This is a genomic window from Thermococcus thioreducens (genome assembly GCF_002214545.1).
GTDB classification, from domain to species: domain Archaea; phylum Methanobacteriota_B; class Thermococci; order Thermococcales; family Thermococcaceae; genus Thermococcus; species Thermococcus thioreducens.
Window position 1 is genome coordinate 662,682 of sequence record NZ_CP015105.1, and the last position, 18,768, is coordinate 681,449.

Here is an 18,768-nt window from a genome sequence, read left to right on the forward strand (position 1 = left end):
TTATTTAACGGTGGCGAATGTTTGCAAAGAAAAGTGTTGGGTGTCCGCCTGGGGGCGGACAAAGGGAAAAGGATTTCAGCCGAAGAGGGCACCGAGACCGGCGAGGGCCTCCTCCTCGCTGGCCTCCTCTTCCTCTTCTTCCTCCTCTTCCTCAGCGGCCTCGGCCGGAGCCTCGGCAGCCGGAGCAGCGGCAACGGCAACCGGGGCGGCAACCGGCATGGCGGCCTTCTCGATGACCTCGTCGATGTTGACGCCCTCAAGGGCGGCAACGAGGGCCTTTATCCTGGCCTCGTCCGGGCTGACACCAGCGGCCTCAAGGATGGCCTTGAGGTTCTCCTCGGTTATCTCCTTACCAGCGGCGTGGAGCAGCAGAGCGGCATACACGTACTCCATTTTTCGCACCTCCAATCATCTTCATTTTTTCATTCATTTCACACGGATTCGTTCAGGGATACGAGGGAAATGGAAAGTTCAGCCGAAGAGCGCGCCCAGTCCTGCGAGCGCGTCCTCCTCGGAGGCTTCCTCTTCTTCCTCCTCTTCCTCAGCCTCCTCAACCTTCTCTTCCTGCTGAGGCTGAGCGGCAACGGCTATTTGTGCCTGTTGGTTTAAAAGCTCTTTGGTCTTCTCGTCGAGTAACTCTTCAGGCAGTTCCTGGGCTATGAGCAGGACTGCGCGAAGGGCCCTGCCAAAGACCTCCTCGACGGTCTCTGGAGTGATGTAGCCAGCCTCGACTGCAACGTTCTTGGCGCCAAGGAACGCCTTCTGGATGATGGCCTCGATAGTCTGGCTCGTCGGATAGGCGGTGTTGACTGACAGGTTGAACGCATGCATGTAGGCCTGCTGGAGCAGGTTTATGTACTCGCTCTCGTCGATAGCGAGAACCTCTGGGGTGTAGACGATTCCGTCCTCGTAGGCCGCGAGCAGGTTGAGACCGACCTCAAGCGGCTCGATTCCAAGGGCGTTGAGGATTCTCGCGAGCTGGTCGGTTATGACTTCACCTGCCTTAAGGACGGTGTAGTCCTTCTGGATGCTGACCTTACCCTTCTCGATTCTCGCGGGTATGCCAAGAGCCTGCATCTCACCGACGAGCGGACCCGGTGAGATTGAAGTTGGACCTGCTGGAATCACGACGTCCTTGGGGACCGCAACGCCTGGCTTCGCCGGGGCAGGGGTCTTGCTCTCCTCAAGGAGCTTGTAGAGCTTGAAGGGGTTCATCTCGGTGGCGAGGATTCCTGCTCCGCCCTCGATGTAGTCGATGAGCTTTTCGAGGTTCGGATTGTTGAGCTCCTGGGCGGCCCTCTTTATAGCGAGCTCTATGAGGGTGTTCCTGCTGACCCTGAGAAGGGCCTTGCCTCTGAGCTTCTCACGCATCTTGCTGAGCGGGTAAGCCGGGACGTTGGCGACATCCACGAGTGCTATCACTGGGTAGCTCTTGATGATGTTGGCGAGCTCTTCAACTTCCTTCTTCTTCCACTCGGCTACGTGGGCCATCTCCCTCACCTCTCCACCTTAACTGCCGGTCCCATGGTGGTCTTGACGTACACTGACTTCACTTGGTTCTCACCGCGCTCCAGCTTGTTGATGATGGCGTTGAGAACCGCCTCGGCGTTCTCGGCGAGCTTCTCGTCGTCCATGTCCTCGGTTCCTATCCTGGCGTGCACAACGGGGTTGTTCTTGAGCTGTATCCTGACTGTCCTCTTGAGCCTTGCCACTATGGGTTCGAGGTTGGTCATGGTAGGCGGAACTACCTGCGGCATCTTGTTCCTCGGACCGAGGTACCTACCGAGGTACCTACCGATCTTCGGCATCAGCGGTGCGGCCGCTATGAAGAAGTCGTAGTTTTTCGCCAGCTTCCTAGCCTGCCTTGGGCTCTTGGCAAGTTCCTCAAGCTGCTCTCCACTAATCACATCAAGCCCGAGCTTTTTAGCCGCCTCGGCAACGGCACCATCAGCGATGACCGCGATCTTTGGTTCTTTCCCACGACCGTGGGGCAGCACAACCTCAAGCTTGAACCTGTTCTCCGGCTTGCGGAGGTCTATATCCTTGAGGTTGACTGCCATTTCGACGGTCTGTGTGAAGTTGCGCGGCTTAGCCCGGGCCTTCGCCTCCTTCACCGCTTCCACGAATTTCTGCCTGTCAAAGGCCATTTACAGCCCTCCTTTCGTTTTTGATTTAAGCAGCGAAAAGTCAAAAATGCGTAAAAAGAGGGATTTTTAAACTTTTCCCTCACTCCTCGGCGTTGGCGAAAATCTCGTCGTAAACGCCTTCGTCAATCTCCTTCTGGACTTCCCTGGGGTTCTTGCCCTCAACGGTGACGCCCATGCTGAGCGCGGTACCGATGACCTCCTTCGCTGCGGCCTTGAGGTCCGCCGCGAGCATCTGCTCCTGCTTGGCCTTCGCTATCCGGATGACCTGCTCCATGGTCAGGTTCCCGACCGGGCTGTGGCCGGGCTCGCTGGAGCCTTTTGGCGCGCCGATCTCCTTCTTGATGAGCTGGCTGACAGGGGGAACGCCGACCTCGATCTCGAAGGTCTTCTTCTTGGGGTCTGTGACGATGATCTTGACGGGAACCTGCATTCCCTCGAAGTCCTTGGTGGCCTTGTTTATCTCGTCAACGACCTGCTTGACGTTGAGTCCAAGCGGACCGATAGCGGGACCGAGCGGGGGTCCGGGTGAAGCCTTTCCTCCCTCAACGAGCACCTCAACAATCTGCGGCATCTTTCTCACCTCTGTCCTTTGACCGTTCACTCCTTCTGGCGTTTGCTTATAAGTCTAACGTATTCGCCCCTTACCGTGACCGGAATCGGGACGATTGAACCGATGAGTTCAACGACTATCTCGTCCTTGGCTTCGTCAACCCTTACGACCTTTGCCTTCTCTCCTTTGAACGGTCCGGCAATGAGCTCGACTATGTCGCCGGGTTCGAAGCCGCTCACCGCTGGCTTCTCCTCCAGGAAGTGCTCTATTTCCTCAAACCTAACCTCGCCCGGAAGGGTGCCCTTTGCGTGCCTTATGCCCTTTATGGATTCGTCAACGGCGCTCTTACTGGGCGCCTCGACGAAAATGTAACCCTTCACCTTTGAGGGGGCGAGTATCGCGTACACGGGCAGGTTGTACGTTTTAATCTTACTGTATATCAGCTTGGCCGTGGTCTCTTCCTGGCCGACGGTGACACGTACTGTAAATATCCTGCTGTCGCTCATTTCTATCACCCGTTGCTGGCTCAAGAGCCAGTGATGAGGTAGCCGAACAGGCGGATCACAAGGCCAATAAGGCCGATTAGTATCATTCCGATGCCGGTAATCTTCGCTGCCATCTTAAACTCCTTCATACCCGGCTTTCTCGTAACAATCAAAACCCTCCGCGACTCCGCGAAGAAGCTTTTAAGCTTTTCCGTGGTTGTTGCCACCATCGTCACCTCACTAAATTTTGAAAATGAAAGGGTCGTCAAAGCTCCTCAAGGTCGAGCTTAATAACTTTTCTCTCTGACTCCTCCGGATAGTAGAGGGTCTCCTCTTCTGCCACCGCGTAGGGTGAGCTGACGCCGGTGACGACTATGAGGATCCTTATCATCTTGCCGAGCTCCTCATCGAGCTGGATTCCCCAGATGACCTGTGCCTCAGGGTCGAGCTTGCTCGTGACGAGCTCGATAATCTGCTGGGCCTCCTCAAGCTTGACGTCGCTTCCGCTGATGCTTATGAGGGCACCCTTGGCACCGCTTATGTCAACGTCGAGGAGCGGGCTGTTGAGGGCCTGCTGGGCGGCCTCTAAGGCTCTCTTCTCGCTGTCGCTCTCGCCGATACCGATCATGGCGACGCCGCCGTCCTTCATGACGGCGCGAACATCGTTGAAGTCGAGGTTGACGAGACCTGGCTTGGTGATGAGCTCGGTGATGCCCTTGACGGCCTGGACGAGTATCTCGTCCGCGACCTTGAAGGCCATATGGATCGGCAGGTTGGGAGCGACCTCCATGAGCTTGTCGTTCGGGATGACTATGACTGTGTCGCTGTTCTTCCTAAGCTTCTCAAGGCCGTATTCAGCGTTCTTTATGCGCCTTATGCCCTCGACGGTGAACGGGAGGGTTACCACCGAGACGGTCAGGGCGCCCATTTTCTTGGCTATCTCAGCGACCACCGGAGCGGCACCAGTACCGGTTCCTCCTCCGAGACCGCAGGTGATGAAGACCATGTCAGCACCTTCGAGGGCATCGCGTATGTCCCTCTCGTTTTCCTTGGCGGCCTCCTCACCCATCTTGGGGTTGTTCCCGGCTCCGAGACCGCGGGTGAGCTCCTTACCGATGAGTATCTTCTTGTGAGCGCGAACCTTGAGAAGGTCTTGGGCATCGGTGTTGATGGCGATAACCTTAGCGCCCTGTATACCAACCTGCATCATCCTGTTAATGGTGTTACAGCCGGCACCGCCGACACCAACGACATAAATCTTAGCCTGTATCTGCTCAAGAATCCTCTTGAGCTCCTCATCGATGTCGGTCTGAGGAACTTGGGCCTCAGGGGCCTTGTTAAGGTCGGCAGAGGTTCTTTCGATAGCGTCTTCAATCAGCTTCAGCATCTTTTCACCCTCCGGGCAATTTAACATCTGTTTCACTTTGTAGGCAGGTAGTATATAAATTTAGCTAAGGGCGAGTGCTGATTTTAAAATCCCGCTCAACATCTTTAAAGATTTCGATTATTCAGTCCCGTATGAACTCCAAGCCCAGTTCTTTGGCGAGAGCCCTAGCCATCTGCCGTGTTTCGCCTTTACTCCCCTTCCAATCAACGTATATTGCCTCCACCTTTTCCGCGGTCCTTTCAATAGCCTTAAGCACGAGCTCTTTCCCGAGCGGGTGGGCGTACTTCGCCGCTATGTGGCTGAACGCTACCTCCGTCTCAAGTGCCCTTTTCGTCTGCTTGGGCGCGTAGTGCCCGCCGCCTATCCCAATAGCAACCGGAAACTTGGCTTTTCTGTAGTTCTCAAGCACATAGACTGTCGTCTCGGCTATTATCTCACCGGCCCTGTCGATCACCCACTCCTCCTCGCTGGAGCCAATCTCGATGAAAAAGCTCGGCACTTCAAGCTCGCTCGGGCCGTGATGGGTTGCCTCGTAGCAGACCGTCCAGCCGAGGTCGTTGAGCTCGTTCATCTTCATGAGGGCGAGCTTCATCGCACTTGGCTGGGCTATGGCGAGGCTCTCATCCCTCCCGCCGTACATGGCATTGCCCCAGTTTCCGGTCACGTGGACGGTGAGTGCCGGCAGTCTTTGTTTGCTTGAGTGCCTGGAGGCGAAGGCTATGATTTCTGGCCTAATGCCGAGCTGCTCCTCGATGGCCCTGTCGAGGCCGTCGTAGTATATCATCTCATCGTTGGTGGTCAGTATGAGCGTGTCCCCGTTTGAGTATACCGGGTTTCCATCGAATGATTTATCCGTCTCGGTGAAGCCGAAGTTACCGATCAGCTTGTCCCTGATGTTCATCGATGCAAGGTCGATTTTGGTAGTCATTATCACCCTCATTTTACTTCCCCGCACGCAGTGTGGGGCTTTGGGTTATAATGCTTTTGTTTTTCGCTCCTGCCGTGCCTGCAGTGGAGACGAGATGAGCGATTTGGGGGTGTTTACCTTTTTTGAATAAAGTCGAATTACACACCCCAGATCATTGAATTTATATAAAGTTTGGAATTTATCAATGTAAAGATGCCTGCGGGACTTTGACATAAGTTAAATTATATTTTATCAATTTTTCAATAATTTGGCCCAAAATATGTAAAATATTCGCAATTATTGGCAAAAAATTTTAATAATGTCAGGTTTTACTGGCATGAAAAAGTAAAATATATATAGCCATGGGAGCTCACTAGGAACGATAACCGGACACCCGTGAAGGGACAGGAACACTGATGTCCCTGAGGGCCGCATCGAAGGGGGTGAAAATATGGAAAAACAGATGGAAAGTGCCGTCTCCACATTTAATGTGGAGGAGTCCCCCTGGGGCCTCAGGCAGGGAGTTGATCACGAGGTCTTTATGGAGATTTTTGAACCCCTGCCTGAAATCAAAGAGATACTGCTCACCAGCGACACTATAGAGGATGCTCGCGAAAGACTTTCCAAATTCGGAGAGGAATTGCTCTGGAAATACAAGAACGGAGAATTTAACGTTGATCCCATAGACAGATGGCTCGGGATCGAAGCCACCAGCGTCTTCCTGAACATAATCTCCGAATACGGGGAGAAGGCGGCGGGCTTCAGCACGCTGGAATACCTGTGGAAAGCCGCAAGGGGAGACAAGCACGTTCTGAGCATTATTACGGAGGGCTTCGTTGAGGAGTTCAGGCACCTATTCAAGGCTATGGCCGGTGTCAGCGGCTACTCCAAAGGCTGGCTCGGACCAAAGCTTGAAGCGGCAGGGATTAAATTCGTGGACTTCAGCAAGATAAAGGGGAGAAAGGCCGCTCTCGCCCGTTCGGACTACCTTGACAAGGAATGGGACTACATAAGGGGCTACCTCAAGAAGTACCCGAGCGGCCTCGACGGGGAAATTATCGAGAAAAGGAAGAAGCAGAGAGAACAGCTTATGGAGTACTTTGGCATAACCGAAGACGAGTGGTTCGACTATAAATGGCAGTTCTCCCACGTCCTCAAGAGGGAGAAGGGTCTTGAAACCCTGAGGGAGCTCAACGAGCTGGGCATAGTCAAGGTTCCTGAGGATGACCTCAGGCAGGTCGAGTTGGCCGTTAAATACCGCATCCCCTGGGGAATAACGACTCACTACCTCCACCTGTGGGACTTTCAGGAGCCTTACAAATACGACAGGCACGTGAGAAGGCAGGTAATGCCGCCGGAGTGGTACATGGACAACATGATAGTTCACAGGGAGGACAGGGAGTACTACTTCGACTTCATGGGCGAACATGACACATCCCCGATAGACCTCGTCACCAGGAGGTACGTCACCATTGCCATCCTCAAGGCCTACGACACCTGCCCGCAGATATGCGTCTACTGTCAGAGGAACTGGGAGGTTCTTGAGCCATTCATGGCCGGCTCCTTCCCCGGATGGGACAAGATAGAGAAAGCCCTTGAGTGGTTCGCCGAGCACGACTCCATGATGGACGTCCTCATAACCGGCGGAGACCCCATAGCCCTCAGCGACAAGATAATCGATAAGATAATGTCCCGCCTTGCGGAGATGGATCACGTCGTGAACATCCGCTGGGGAACCAGGATCCTAGTCACGGTTCCAATGAGAATAACCGAGGGCCTCGCCGAGATTCTCGGGTCATACATCGAACCTGGGAAGAGGAACGTCGCCATCTCAACCCACTTCGAGACCGCCTATGAGGTAACTCCTGAGGTCGCCGAGGCCACGTACAAGCTGAGGAAGCAGGGGATATATATCTACAACCAGCTGGTATACCAGAGAAACGTCAGCAGGCGTTTTGAGAACGTGGCCTTAAGAATTGCCCTCAAGAAGGTGGGCATCGACCCTTACTACACCTTCTATCCGAAGGGCAAGATAGAGCAGAAGGACTACCTCGTGCCCATAGCCAGGGTCGTCCAGGAGAGGAAGGAGGAGGCAAGGCTCCTGCCGGGACAGTTCAGGCCGGACGAGCCCGTCTTCAACGTCCCCAGGATGGGCAAGAACCACCTCCGTGCATGGCAGGACAGGGAGCTGGTCGGAATAAGGCCCGACGGCAGCAGGATATACCTCATGCATCCGTGGGAGAAGGGTATCAGCGAGACCAAGCTCTACACCTACCCCGACGTTCCAATTAAGGAGTACCTCGACTACCTGGAGAGCATCGGAGAGGATCCGAAAGACTACTGGACCATCTGGTACTACTACTGAATATTTTTCATTGTTTTCCATTTGGTTTTTGTTTAATAGCATGTAAAACTTTCAACTGGCCAAAAAATATATAACTATGTAGTGTGCATATACTGCGATACATGTACATCTTTAGACGCCTGCGCATATGTGGGCGTCAGCCGTTAAGGGGTGGTAAAGGATGAGGAAATGGACAGCAGTTGGTTTGACCTTTGTTTTGTTTTTGGCCGTGATAGCGGCCGGCTGTACTCAGACCGGCGGTGGAGAAACAACGACCCAGGGCCTGAACCTGGAGAAGACCGACGATGGAAAGTACATCATAACCATTTACACAGGTTCCGGACCGGGTAGCGTCTATTTCGCACTGGGTTCGATGTATGCAAAGGTAATAAACAAGAAGAGTGACATGATCTATGCCAAGGCAGTTACCAGCGGTGCCAGCGTTGCCAACTGTCTCGCCGTTGGCAAGGGTGAGGCCCAGGCGGCGATAGCCCAGAACGACGTTACCTATTATGCATGGAACGGCATATACCAGTTTGAAAAGAGCGGGCCCATCAAAGATCTCCGTGCAATAGGAACACTCTACCCCGAGCCCGTCCAGATCGTTGTGAGGGCCGACAGCGACATTAAGACCATCTACGACCTCAAAGGTAAGAAGGTCGTCGTTGGTGCCGCTGGAAGCGGTGTCGCTGCCACCGCTGAGAGGGTTCTCAAAGCTGCTGGAATCTGGGATCAGATCGAGCCCGTTTATCAGACCTTTGAAGAAGCCGCCCAGAGCCTTGTTCTCGGCCAGGTTGATGCGGAGTTTACAGTTATAGCCTACCCAGCTCCAGCAATCAACCAGATAGCCGTCAAGGTCCCGGTCAGGATACTTTCAGTCCCCGATGAAGTCGTTCAAAAACTCCACGACCAGGGCTATCCGTTCTACGTCAAGGTGACCATACCTAAGGGAACCTACAACGGAATGGATGAAGACGCCCAGACAATAGCCGTTAAGGCCACCCTTATCGTCCACAAAGACCTTCCCGATGACCTCGTCTACGAAATGACCAAGATTCTCTACACCAGCATCGATGACCTTGCCACCGCCCACACGGTGGCGAAGCAGATTGACATCAACAAGGCTTTTGAAGGCCTTATGGTCCCGCTCCACCCGGGAGCTATTAAGTACTACGAAGAGCAGGGAATAACAGTCCCTGAAAGCGTCAAGCCCTGATGTAGGGGTGGGATATTGAGGAAATCTTTCATTTTTTTATTAATCGTTCTCCTGATCGCGCCGGCCATTTACCCTTTCCCCGCGGTTGGGGTAGCGTTTAATGGGAACGAATGCTACAGGCCCATCCGGAATCAGGCCCTGCTGGAGATTCACTATACCCACAGTGTCTCCCTTACAAAGGTCGTGGACGTTTACAGAGTCTCAGGTGACGGAATATACTTTACGATGGAAATGTGGCAGGAGTTCCTGGCGGGACAGCCTATAGATTTCGACTATAGGGACGGGGACTTTTACGTTAAAAGGGAGGACAGGTTCCTTGGAAAGCACTGGGAATACTGGTTCATACCCCTGAACAACGTCACCGTTGTGATGGATGGAATTCCCATGTTTGTACAGCCCCCGCAGGAGGGCGTTCTTAGAATAGAGGTCACTGCCGTGCCTGGGATCATTTTAACCATTAGGAGGTGTTGAAGATGGGAGAGAACCTTGAGGCCATAGAGAAAAAGATAAAACTTGAGACGACTAGGACACTCCCCAAAACCTTGGATAGGGTTCTCAACTCTGCCTCGATACTCATAGGCATTTTTGAGATACTGTTTATCTTCAATTTCATGTTCCTTCTGTACTCCATATTCAGCAAACTGGGAATTGAAGTAGGGTTCCTGAAGCTCGACTTCCAGGATCAGCAGGTAATGGCCTTCGTGCTGGGAATGATATTTGTCATAGCTTTCCTGAGGTACCCTATCCGGAAAAAGGAAAAGTACCTGTCCAAGGTTCAATGGTTTGACTACCTGATAATCCTGTTGGGTCTGGCAGCTGCGTTTTACAAGTTCTGGCGCTGGCCCACGTACATGGTGTACTACGATGTGAATCAGACGGACGTTATCTTTGGAATACTGGCAATAATACTCGTCCTTGAGGCCACAAGGAAGGCCATAGGCTGGATTCTTCCCACGATTGTGGTTATCTTCCTGCTCTATGGTATCAGAGACGCCGGCTACAACTGGACGAGGATAGTCCAGTACCTGTACCTCGACCAAGGAATTTTCGGAATTCCCTACTATGTCATGACGATATACGTATTTGCCTTCGTTTTCTTCGGGGCGTTCCTCCTGAAGATAGGGGTCAGCGATTACATCACGGAGTTCATGATAAGTCTCTTTGGGACTAGGCCGGGAGGGCCGGCCAAAGCCGCTGTGATTTCAAGCGGGCTCATGGGTACCGTCAGCGGCTCCAGTGTCGCCAACGTCCTGACAACGGGCACTTTCACAATACCCCTGATGAAAAAGGCAGGCTATCCTCCTGAAATAGCAGGTGCCGTTGAACCGGTCGCTTCGACCGGCGGCCAGCTGATGCCCCCTGTTATGGGTGCCGCTGCATTTATCATGGCGCAGTTCCTCGGCGTCCCCTACAACAAGCTCATCATAGCCGCGGTCCTGCCGGCTCTGATATACTACATAGGCGTCTACCTCTTCATAGACCTTGAGACCAAGAGGCTCGGCCTGAAGGGGATGCCCAGGGAGCACTTTAAGCCCCTGAGTTACTTCCTGAAGAAAATCTACATCCTGCTCCCGATAGTCGTCATTACGGTGGCGCTTGTCTGGGGAATTGCACCGCACATCGCGGCTGTGTCCTCCCTTGGAATTGCTATCTGGGTCGCTTGGATATCAAAGGACGAGATACCGGGACATGAACACTTCTATGTGGCAATAGCGCTCATAACGACCATTCTTATGTTCACCAGCAGGCAGTATGCCACCCCGGTTGGGGCAGTGCTCCTGATACTCGCTGCTCTTCTGGTAGCGGCAGCGCTCTTCACTGATAAAGCCGAGTTCAATGAGAAGTTCTACATAAGCATCCTCTTCATACTGATGGCGGTTCTCGGAAAGCTGCTCTACATGAGGAAAGAGGAGATACTTCTGATGAGCGGTACCTTCGGAATAATATTCTCCCTCGTTGTGGGCTATAGGTCGGGAACAGAGGGCGGCAGGAAGATGTACTCAGCCACGTATGAGTCCATGATAGACGCGGGCAAGACCAGTACTACCGTGATGCTCGCCGCTGCCAGTGCAGGCCTTATACAGGGAGTCCTCACGATGACCGGCTTGGTCACGTCCCTTGGCTACAAGCTCGTTGACCTCGCCGGCGGAAACCTGCTCCTGCTCCTGATAATGGCAATGATATTCAGCCTCATCCTGGGTATGGGTGTCCCAACGACGGCGAACTACGTTATAACCTCCCTTGTGGCGGCCCCAGCTGTTTACACTGCAGTCGCAGGCAACCCTATCTACGACGCCTCCGTGCCGGGATACAGCACTGCCATAGCACTCCTCGCGGCACACTTCTTTGTGTTCTACTTTGGAATACTCGCAGACCTAACACCTCCTGTGGCACTGGCTGCATATGCAGGTTCAGCGTTAGCTGGTGGAGACTTCTGGAAGACCGCTATAAACTCGGTTAAATATGCACTGGCAGGGTACATCGGGCCGTACATCTACTTCACACACCCAGAGATGTTCCTCATAACCGTGCAGGAATGGACCCCCGAGATCGCTCTGAGGGTTCTCTACTATCTGCTGGCAACAATACTGATAATGTACATGATGGCAATAGCGATTACAGGCCACTTCAAGTCTCTCAGTGTCCCAGTAGTCCTCAGAGCTGCCATAGTGGTCACTGGCCTTATTGCCGCGTCACTGCACTTTATACCCGTAGGCATCGAGCTGGCCTTCCTTCTTGGCTTGATGCTCTATGAGAAGAGAATCAGGACATCCTGACCCTTTCTTTTATCCCATATTTATTGACGTACTGTTGTCTCCACCACCGAGTAGTTGGTTTAGGGTATTCACGATTTCCTTGGAGGTCATCTCGTTCCGTTCGGCTATTGATTTTGAGAGTCTCCCAAGTATCCGGACGACTGTGAGTACTATAAGCAGAGCAGCGGCCACCATAAATAGGTACTCGATGGCAGCCTGGGCCCGCCTCATTCCATCACCCCCATGTTGTATTAAGTAACTCAAAGTTAATAAAATTTTTGCCAGGGTGAAGGCATCAACAAAAAACAAGGGATGAATAAATGGTGCTGGGGTCTTAGTAGAGCATTACCTCGAAGCCCAGCTCGCTCAGCAGGTCAGCCAGCTCCTCGCTGTCCACGTAGACGAGGAGGTGGTGGTTCCCGAGGGTTCCGTCTATGAAGTCCATCGCGTCCTCTATGCGGAGCTTTATCTGCGTCCTGCATCTGAATTCACTGTGTTCCTGGCCGGTAACTTCGACGCCGGCAACGACCGCCTTTCTTCCCCGTATCTTCAGGAGGCTGGCCTTCCCCTTCGGCAGCTGGACGTCGACGCCGACCCCCGTGCCGCTCTCGAAGTGCGACCTGATGATGTACTTTCCGATGAGCGGTGCTGTGCAGTGGGCGAGGATTATGTGGCTTTCCCCGTAGTCGGCTATGTTGCCCATGAAGGCTGGCTTGTCAAAGAAGCGCCTCACTATCATCATTCCCAGCAGGGCGTTCAGTTCCCCCTCGCAGGCGGCCGGAATTCCCTCCGCGTTGAACATGGCCAGCGCCAGGCAGGGTGTCATTTTGGACTTCATGACTATGTCAAAGCACCCAATCGTAAACCCATCCAGCCTGTAGTCCTCCAGTATCCTCTTTATCGCGAGGTATATCCTGCCTGCCCTCACGAGGTCTTCCCTGCCGGGCTCCTTTATCTCGATGGCCTTTCCAACGATTTCCTCCACAACCTTCCATCCTTCCTCCTCGGTGGTTGCCTCGTAGTACTCGTAGAACTTCTTGAGGCTTATCTTCGTGTAAGGAAGCTCAAACTTCTCGTTGATAAGCCAGGGTGAGACCCTACCTATTATACCGATTCTCATTTTTAGGAACTTATCGAGGGTCTCTTTCATGTCCTCGTAGCCAAGCAGGGCCGCCTTCAGCTCGTTGAAGTCCTTGACGAGGGTTGAAGGGACGAGCCTTTCCCTGAAGTACTCCCTGAGCTCTATTCCAGCCGCAAGGGAGTTGTTGAACGGGTCGCCGTAAATCACGGTGGGCCTCCTGTAAACCGCAAACTCCTTCAGGGGACCCTCAGTGCCGCCGGTCAGTGGGTAAAGAACAACTGCATCAACCTCGTTGAAGTTGACCTCCTCCTTCGCCTCCTTGAAGTCCCTCTTTGTCGAGATGAAAAAGCCCCCAACGACCTCAAACTCCTTTGCAAGGGCCGTTATGAACTCCGAGGCTTTCTTCTCAAAGGCCTTCGGGTTTGCAAGTTCGCTGACTCCAAAAACGACTCCGACCTTCATGCTTTCACCTAACCGTTTTAAACTTCCGGGTTTAAATAAGCTTGTGGTGGTAGCGTGGCAATGCGGTTCGTCCTTGACACGAGCATTTTCGTTAACCCGGAGATCCGGAACAGGTTCGGCGGCTCCCCCACTGAGGCTATGAGGACTTTTCTGGGTTATGCCGAGAGGCTCTTCGGAAAGGTCGAGTTCTACATGCCCCCGGGCATCTACCGCGAGGTTATGCATTTCGTCGATGAGGAGGAGCTCCTTCCCGAGATCGAGCTGTACATAATCAAAAAGCCCCCGAACGTCCACGACATCAAGATTCCTGCCTTTGTGGTCTACGAGCTTATAGACGACATAAGGCGGCGCATCGACAAAGGTCTTCGCGTGGCCGAGAAGGCAGTTCGCGAGAGCGTTATCGAGACGGACAACGTGGACAGGATAATCCAGAAGCTGCGCAGGAACTACCGGAAGGCCCTGCGGGAGGGGATAGTTGACAGCAAGGAGGACTTTGAGCTCATTCTGCTTGCCAAAGAGCTCGATGCAACTATAGTTTCCGCCGACGTCGGCGTACTCACCTGGGCCCAGAAGATGGGCATCAAGTGGATTGACGCGGCCAACTTCAGGGAAGTTTTAGAAGGACTCGTCGAGAAGATGGGAGGGAAAAATTTATAAACGCTGGCCTGCATGGTATCATCGACGCCCCGGTGGCTCAGCCTGGTGGAGCGGCCGCTTGGTAAGCGGCAGGTCGCGGGTTCAAACCCCGCCCGGGGCTCCATTCTACAAACTTCGCCTGCGCGACGTCGGGCTTTGCCCGACGCAAGGGACGATAGTCCCGCAGAGTTTGACCAAGGTTCGTGATTCCTTTTGAAAAGGCGTGTTTTGAGTGTGGAGTTTTTCCACGGGTTGTTTTTGGGCAGGAATGAATTCATTTCAAAGGAGCGTTTTTAGAGGGTTCGAGTTTTTAGCTCTCCTTCGGAGCGCGGTTCAAGTAGAACCCGCGTGGAAAAAGCTTTATTTTAGAGAATTCGACCTTCTAAAGGCCAAGTTTCTAAGGGGTTACTTTCAGTAGCGCCCGGAGGGCGCGGAAAGAATAAACCCAACAAATATTGAGCACCCCACCTAAGAAAGCCCACTAAAACTCCCCTATTACAAAGCACGTTGAAAAGAAACCCCTACTTAAATGAGCCTAATTTAAAAGAGCACTTAATTTTCCGCCAGCGCTGGAGCTTTTGGAAAGCTCCACCAAAAGCACGTAGCTCACCCTCCAAAGGAAACATAATACAAAGATTTTTACACTCAGAAAACTCGTTTTCCCAGGAGAACACGCTTAAACAGGCCTTGGCACTGGGTTTACTCTTCTTTGACGCCCTTCGGGCGTCGATTTTAAAGTTAAACCCTATCAAGGAGCAACTTGAAAAGTTTTCACATTTAAAACCACCGTTCGGGTAGAAAATCACTCAGAATTTGACCTTTAAAAAAGGAGCTACGAACCTTGGTCAAACTTCGCGCAAGCGAAGTTTGAATGGTGGGGCCGCCGGGATTCGAACCCGGGTCACGGGCTCCCAAAGCCCGCAGGATGGGCCAAGCTACCCTACGGCCCCATGCCCGCAGTAGTGCATTGAAAGGTTCCTTATTAAGCTTTTCGCTGTACTGGGAAACCATCACGAGAAACGGCAGAGGCCGAGTATAAAAATGAAACCTATCACTCCGACTTTATCATCACCAGGAGCATCTTAAATTTCTCGGGAGCGCTGACGGCATGGGGTTCGTTGGCCGGCATGATTATCATTTCCCCCTCCCCTAGCCTGTAGGGCTTTCCGGATATCTTTATCTCTGCCTCTCCTTCAAGGACGTAGACCATGGCATCAAAGGGCGCCGTATGTTCGCTCAGTCTCTGCCCCTTGTCAAACGCGAACAGGGTTACGCTCCCTGTCTTCTTATCCAGCAGAGTTCTGCTCACTATAGAGCCTTCCTGGTAGTTGACCATGCCCTTCAGGTTTTCAACTTTGGGCAGTTCGGACATCTGAACTCACCTTCAGATGTTATGCGGTGCATTATAAAAGGATTTTTATAGCCGGATTCCCAATCGCTTCAAGGTGTCGTCATGGTCACGCTCATCATTGCCGAGAAGCCCAACGTAGCCAGGAAGATAGCCTACGCCTTGGCAGAAGGCAAGCCGGTAAGAAAGAGCATAGGTAAGGTTCCCTACTACGAGTTCACCCGCGACGGGAAGAGGATAATCGTCGCTCCCGCCGTCGGCCACCTCTTCTCGCTCGCACCGAAGACCAAGACCTATGGTTACCCCGTCTTTGACATAGAGTGGGTGCCGGTTTACGTGGCCGAGAAAGGGAAGAGCTACGCGAAGGACTACATCAAGGCTTTAGCTACACTTGCAAAGCGTGCCGATGAGTTTGTAATAGCGTGTGACTACGACACCGAGGGAGAGGTCATAGGCTACACTGCACTCAAGTACGCCTGCGGGGTCGACCCGGCAAAGGCAAAGCGAATGAAGTTCTCCGCACTCACCAAAAAAGACCTCCTCAGGGCCTGGTACAACCTTGAGCCGACGATAAACTTCGGGATGGCGGACGCTGGGATAGCGCGCCACGTCCTCGACTGGTACTGGGGTGTAAACCTTTCGAGGGCTTTAACTTCTGCAATAAAACGCGCCAGCGGCAAGTGGATGGTTCTGAGCACGGGTCGCGTTCAGGGGCCGACCCTCAAGTTCCTCGTTGACCGGGAAAAGGAGATCCAGAACTTCAAGCCGACACCATACTGGGTCATAAAGATGCTCCTGGAGAAGAATGGCCAGCAGTACACGGCGGTCTATGAGAAGGAGCGGGTACTCGACGAGGAGGAGGCCAAGAGGATAGTCGAGGAGGCAAAGAAGGGGCCGGCCTTCGTCGAGAAGGTCGAGGTCAGACAGCAGAAGCGGAATCCACCGGTTCCCTTCGACCTCGGAACCCTGCAGAGGGAAGCCTACTCCGCCTTTGGATACTCGCCTAAGAAGACGCTGGAGATTGCGCAGAAGCTGTATGAGCGAGCTTTATGCTCATACCCCCGTACCTCGTCGCAGAAGCTCCCCAAAAACCTCAACTTCCGCTCCATTCTCCAGAACCTTGCCAAGCTGCAGGAGTACAAGCCCTTCGCCCATGAGCTCCTCGGAAAGGAGAGGCTCAAGCCCGTCGAGGGCAAGAAGGATGACCCCGCTCATCCGGCAATCTACCCGACGGGTGAACTGCCCAAGCCCGGCGAGCTTACCAAGGACGAGGCCAACCTCTACGACCTCATTGTCAGGCGCTTCCTTGCGCTCTTCATGGAGCCGGCCGTCAGGGAGATAATGAAGGTTGTAATAAACTCCAACTCCCACCGCTTCATCCTGGGCGGGGCGAGAACCGTCAAAGAGGGCTGGCTGAAGGTCTACGGCAAGTACGTCAAGTTCGACGAGGTTGTCCTTCCACACTTTAGGGAGGGCGAGCCTGTAAAGGTCATCCAGATAAAGCGCGAGAAGAAGAAGACGAAGCCCCCGGCTCGCTACTCCCCCGCGGCAGTCATCAAAAAGATGGAGGACCTCGGGATAGGCACCAAAGCCACGCGCGCCCAAATCCTTGAGACCCTCTACAGCAGGGGCTACATCGAGGGCAAGAGGAAGATAAAGGTCACTCCCCTCGGGATGCGCGTCGTTGAAGCTCTGGAGAAGAACGTGCCCGATATAGTGAGCGTGGAGCTTACGAGGGCCTTTGAGGAGAAGATGGAGGACATCATGGCCGGAAAGGCCGACAGGGAAGGTGTAATCGAGGAGAGCAAGGATCAGCTCATCAAAATCCTGAAGGTCTTCAAGGAGAGGGAGCTCGACATTGGGAGGATGCTCATGGAGACTACCGGAACTGGGGCAACTACCTCAAAAACGGCCGCCAGAAAGGCCGGCGTGGTGAAGGAGCTCAGCGAGGAAGAGGAGAAAGAGGTTAAAAAGTCGGTAGATGGAGAGAAGGGAAGAAAAGGCCCGCTCATCATAGGCAAATGCCCTAAGTGCGGCGGCGACCTCGTGGTGAGATACAACAGGAAGACCGGCAAGCGCTTCGTCGGCTGCTCCAGCTGGCCGAAGTGCAACGTCACCTACCCGCTCCTCCAGCGCGGCGAGATAATCTCCACGGACAAGACCTGCTGCGGCGGCGCTCCGGTGGTCAAAATACGTGAAAAGGGCCGCGAGTACGAGATATGCGTTGACATGAACTGCAGGGACTGGAAGAAGGGTAAGAGATGATTACAGCAACTCCCTGAGAAGCTTTATCCTCCTGGGGCTCAGGATGACTTTTGGATGCTTCAGGAGGGCTTTTATGACCCCCCCGTAATTGCCGCTTGCTATTTTCTCCGCGTCAGCGCTACCAAGTACCTGGATGAAGAGGTCAAGATCCTCATCGGTGAGCTTCTCCGTGACCTTCCTGACCTTGAGAACCTTCTCAAGCCTCTTTCCGTCGGTCTCCCACCACTCCTTCGTGTAGTTCTGGAGGAGCGAAATGTTCTCCTCTTCGAGAGCCTTCACTATCCACTTGCTCGCTATAGTTCCAGCCTCCATGGCCTCGGCCATCCCGCCGCCGTGCATCGGGTTGACCTGTCTGGCGGCGTCACCGACTACAACCACGTTGTCCTTGGCGAGCTCCTTCACGAAGCCTCCAACCGGGACGACACCGACGTTTATCTCAAGGAGCTTCTTGGCGGGTATGTTGTTCTCCTTCAGCCACTTGTCAAGGTAGTACTTGGCGGTCTGCGGATTGTCTGAGTTTATTCCTATGCCGACGTTGGCCCTGTCCTCGTCCTTCGGGAAGACCCAGACGTAGCCCCTCGGCGCTACCTCATTGCCGAACCATAGGTGAATCAAGTCCGGGTCAAAGCCCTCTATGAGCATCTCGTACTCGTAGGAGGAGTCGAACTCGTGGGGGGGAGCGTAGGTGTTTATGCCGGCTTTTCTGGCTATCTTGCTCTCGACGCCGTCGGCGGCGACTATGACGTCCGCATAAATCTCAACCGGCTCGTCCTCGTGCTTGGCCTTTATTCCAGCCACTCTGCCGCCCTTCTTGATAACATCCACCGCCTCGGTTCTGGCGAGAACATCTGCCCCAGCCTTTGCCGCGTAGTAGGCGAGCATCTTGTCGAAGACCTTCCTTTCAAGGATAACCCCGCTGGCTTCCTTATAGCGGAGCTCAAGCTCGTATCCGCTGGGGGAGTAGAGCTTGGCACCGTAGATCTCGCGGTTGATGTATCGTCTGTCGTAGGGGATGTCGTACTTTTTGAACACGGTCATGCTTATTCCTTCGGCACACTGCTTGGGCGTGCCGATGGCGGGCTTTTTATCAATGAGCAGGACAGAGAACCCGGCTTTGGCAACGTTTCTGGCAACAATTGGCCCGGCTATCCCTGCTCCGACCACCACAACGTCGTATTTCATCT

The 18,768-nt window shown here is 53.6% G+C and carries 18 protein-coding genes and 2 tRNA genes; 7 read left to right on the top strand and 13 right to left on the bottom strand.

The genetic code is table 11. The features are described from left to right. Window positions 1-75: 75 nt before the first annotated feature. From rpl12p to A3L14_RS03660, 8 genes are all read right to left on the bottom strand, one after another. A complete protein-coding gene (rpl12p, locus tag A3L14_RS03625) occupies window positions 76-393 on the bottom strand; it encodes a 50S ribosomal protein P1 (RefSeq protein ID WP_055429025.1) in 318 nt (105 codons plus the stop codon). 78 nt (window positions 394-471) lie between these two features. Next, on the bottom strand, window positions 472-1,491 hold the full coding sequence (locus A3L14_RS03630; protein WP_055429121.1) for a 50S ribosomal protein L10: 1,020 nt from the start codon (window positions 1,489-1,491) through the stop codon (window positions 472-474). Window positions 1,492-1,496: 5 nt separating this feature from the next. Further along, window positions 1,497-2,147, bottom strand: a complete 651-nt coding sequence (locus A3L14_RS03635) for a 50S ribosomal protein L1 (RefSeq protein ID WP_055429024.1) — start codon at window positions 2,145-2,147, stop codon at window positions 1,497-1,499. A 79-nt stretch (window positions 2,148-2,226) separates the two neighbouring features. After that, the gene (locus A3L14_RS03640; RefSeq protein WP_055429023.1) at window positions 2,227-2,718 is read right to left on the bottom strand and encodes a 50S ribosomal protein L11; all 492 of its coding nucleotides are present in this window, start codon (window positions 2,716-2,718) and stop codon (window positions 2,227-2,229) included. A gap of 26 nt (window positions 2,719-2,744) precedes the next feature. Beyond that, window positions 2,745-3,203 carry a transcription elongation factor Spt5 gene (locus A3L14_RS03645; protein ID WP_055429022.1) on the bottom strand — a complete coding sequence of 153 codons (459 nt, stop codon included), beginning with the start codon at window positions 3,201-3,203 and terminating at the stop codon, window positions 2,745-2,747. 20 nt (window positions 3,204-3,223) lie between these two features. Further along, a complete protein-coding gene (locus tag A3L14_RS03650) occupies window positions 3,224-3,412 on the bottom strand; it encodes a protein translocase SEC61 complex subunit gamma (RefSeq protein WP_198300098.1) in 189 nt (62 codons plus the stop codon). Window positions 3,413-3,447: 35 nt separating this feature from the next. Further along, complete coding sequence (ftsZ, locus tag A3L14_RS03655) at window positions 3,448-4,569, bottom strand: cell division protein FtsZ (protein ID WP_055429021.1); 1,122 nt, start codon at window positions 4,567-4,569, stop codon at window positions 3,448-3,450. 121 nt (window positions 4,570-4,690) lie between these two features. Next, window positions 4,691-5,509: a D-aminoacyl-tRNA deacylase gene (locus A3L14_RS03660; RefSeq protein ID WP_055429020.1), complete on the bottom strand. Its 819-nt coding sequence runs from the start codon at window positions 5,507-5,509 to the stop codon at window positions 4,691-4,693. A gap of 418 nt (window positions 5,510-5,927) precedes the next feature. On the opposite strand from A3L14_RS03660, the gene A3L14_RS03665 reads away from it, so the two are divergent. The 4 genes from A3L14_RS03665 (at window position 5,928) to A3L14_RS03680 (ending at window position 11,813) form a co-directional block, all read left to right on the top strand. After that, on the top strand, window positions 5,928-7,841 hold the full coding sequence (locus tag A3L14_RS03665) for a KamA family radical SAM protein (protein WP_198300099.1): 1,914 nt from the start codon (window positions 5,928-5,930) through the stop codon (window positions 7,839-7,841). A gap of 160 nt (window positions 7,842-8,001) precedes the next feature. Next, on the top strand, window positions 8,002-9,036 hold the full coding sequence (locus tag A3L14_RS03670) for a TAXI family TRAP transporter solute-binding subunit (RefSeq protein WP_074631399.1): 1,035 nt from the start codon (window positions 8,002-8,004) through the stop codon (window positions 9,034-9,036). A 15-nt stretch (window positions 9,037-9,051) separates the two neighbouring features. After that, entirely contained in the window at window positions 9,052-9,507 is a 456-nt protein-coding gene (locus A3L14_RS03675) for a DUF1850 domain-containing protein (protein WP_055429019.1), read from the top strand. A gap of 2 nt (window positions 9,508-9,509) precedes the next feature. Next, window positions 9,510-11,813: a TRAP transporter permease gene (locus A3L14_RS03680; RefSeq protein WP_055429018.1), complete on the top strand. Its 2,304-nt coding sequence runs from the start codon at window positions 9,510-9,512 to the stop codon at window positions 11,811-11,813. Window positions 11,814-11,822: 9 nt separating this feature from the next. Here the strand turns inward: A3L14_RS03680 and A3L14_RS11910 are convergent, their stop codons facing one another. Continuing rightward, window positions 11,823-12,023, bottom strand: a complete 201-nt coding sequence (locus tag A3L14_RS11910) for a class III signal peptide-containing protein (protein ID WP_055429017.1) — start codon at window positions 12,021-12,023, stop codon at window positions 11,823-11,825. A 103-nt stretch (window positions 12,024-12,126) separates the two neighbouring features. Then, complete coding sequence (locus tag A3L14_RS03690; protein WP_055429016.1) at window positions 12,127-13,335, bottom strand: hypothetical protein; 1,209 nt, start codon at window positions 13,333-13,335, stop codon at window positions 12,127-12,129. A 60-nt stretch (window positions 13,336-13,395) separates the two neighbouring features. On the opposite strand from A3L14_RS03690, the gene A3L14_RS03695 reads away from it, so the two are divergent. Then, the gene (locus A3L14_RS03695) at window positions 13,396-13,992 is read left to right on the top strand and encodes an RNA ligase partner protein (protein WP_074631486.1); all 597 of its coding nucleotides are present in this window, start codon (window positions 13,396-13,398) and stop codon (window positions 13,990-13,992) included. Window positions 13,993-14,018: 26 nt separating this feature from the next. Beyond that, window positions 14,019-14,095 (top strand) — tRNA-Thr (locus A3L14_RS03700). Window positions 14,096-14,843: 748 nt separating this feature from the next. Here the strand turns inward: A3L14_RS03700 and A3L14_RS03710 are convergent. Together A3L14_RS03710 and A3L14_RS03715 are read right to left on the bottom strand one after the other, a co-directional pair. Continuing rightward, window positions 14,844-14,921, bottom strand: a tRNA-Pro gene (locus tag A3L14_RS03710). Between the two features lie 101 nt (window positions 14,922-15,022). Next, entirely contained in the window at window positions 15,023-15,343 is a 321-nt protein-coding gene (locus tag A3L14_RS03715; protein WP_055429014.1) for a cupin domain-containing protein, read from the bottom strand. An 81-nt stretch (window positions 15,344-15,424) separates the two neighbouring features. Between A3L14_RS03715 and topA the strand changes: the two genes are divergently transcribed. Next, window positions 15,425-17,584, top strand: coding sequence for a DNA topoisomerase I (gene topA, locus A3L14_RS03720; RefSeq protein ID WP_074631397.1), 2,160 nt, complete (start codon window positions 15,425-15,427; stop codon window positions 17,582-17,584). Here the strand turns inward: topA and A3L14_RS03725 are convergent, their stop codons facing one another. Continuing rightward, complete coding sequence (locus A3L14_RS03725) at window positions 17,585-18,766, bottom strand: geranylgeranyl reductase family protein (RefSeq protein WP_074631484.1); 1,182 nt, start codon at window positions 18,764-18,766, stop codon at window positions 17,585-17,587. Between the last annotated feature and the right edge of the window lie 2 nt (window positions 18,767-18,768).

Coding starts and splice junctions, on each gene's coding strand:
- rpl12p (WP_055429025.1), bottom strand. CDS start 393: ATGGAGTACGTGTATGCCGCTCTGCTGCTCCACGCCGCTGGTAAGGAG.
- A3L14_RS03630 (WP_055429121.1), bottom strand. CDS start 1,491: ATGGCCCACGTAGCCGAGTGGAAGAAGAAGGAAGTTGAAGAGCTCGCC.
- A3L14_RS03635 (WP_055429024.1), bottom strand. CDS start 2,147: ATGGCCTTTGACAGGCAGAAATTCGTGGAAGCGGTGAAGGAGGCGAAG.
- A3L14_RS03640 (WP_055429023.1), bottom strand. CDS start 2,718: ATGCCGCAGATTGTTGAGGTGCTCGTTGAGGGAGGAAAGGCTTCACCC.
- A3L14_RS03645 (WP_055429022.1), bottom strand. CDS start 3,203: ATGAGCGACAGCAGGATATTTACAGTACGTGTCACCGTCGGCCAGGAA.
- A3L14_RS03650 (WP_198300098.1), bottom strand. CDS start 3,412: ATGGTGGCAACAACCACGGAAAAGCTTAAAAGCTTCTTCGCGGAGTCG.
- ftsZ (WP_055429021.1), bottom strand. CDS start 4,569: ATGCTGAAGCTGATTGAAGACGCTATCGAAAGAACCTCTGCCGACCTT.
- A3L14_RS03660 (WP_055429020.1), bottom strand. CDS start 5,509: ATGAGGGTGATAATGACTACCAAAATCGACCTTGCATCGATGAACATC.
- A3L14_RS03665 (WP_198300099.1), top strand. CDS start 5,928: ATGGAAAAACAGATGGAAAGTGCCGTCTCCACATTTAATGTGGAGGAG.
- A3L14_RS03670 (WP_074631399.1), top strand. CDS start 8,002: ATGAGGAAATGGACAGCAGTTGGTTTGACCTTTGTTTTGTTTTTGGCC.
- A3L14_RS03680 (WP_055429018.1), top strand. CDS start 9,510: ATGGGAGAGAACCTTGAGGCCATAGAGAAAAAGATAAAACTTGAGACG.
- A3L14_RS11910 (WP_055429017.1), bottom strand. CDS start 12,023: ATGAGGCGGGCCCAGGCTGCCATCGAGTACCTATTTATGGTGGCCGCT.
- A3L14_RS03690 (WP_055429016.1), bottom strand. CDS start 13,335: ATGAAGGTCGGAGTCGTTTTTGGAGTCAGCGAACTTGCAAACCCGAAG.
- A3L14_RS03695 (WP_074631486.1), top strand. CDS start 13,396: ATGCGGTTCGTCCTTGACACGAGCATTTTCGTTAACCCGGAGATCCGG.
- A3L14_RS03715 (WP_055429014.1), bottom strand. CDS start 15,343: ATGTCCGAACTGCCCAAAGTTGAAAACCTGAAGGGCATGGTCAACTAC.
- topA (WP_074631397.1), top strand. CDS start 15,425: ATGGTCACGCTCATCATTGCCGAGAAGCCCAACGTAGCCAGGAAGATA.
- A3L14_RS03725 (WP_074631484.1), bottom strand. CDS start 18,766: ATGAAATACGACGTTGTGGTGGTCGGAGCAGGGATAGCCGGGCCAATT.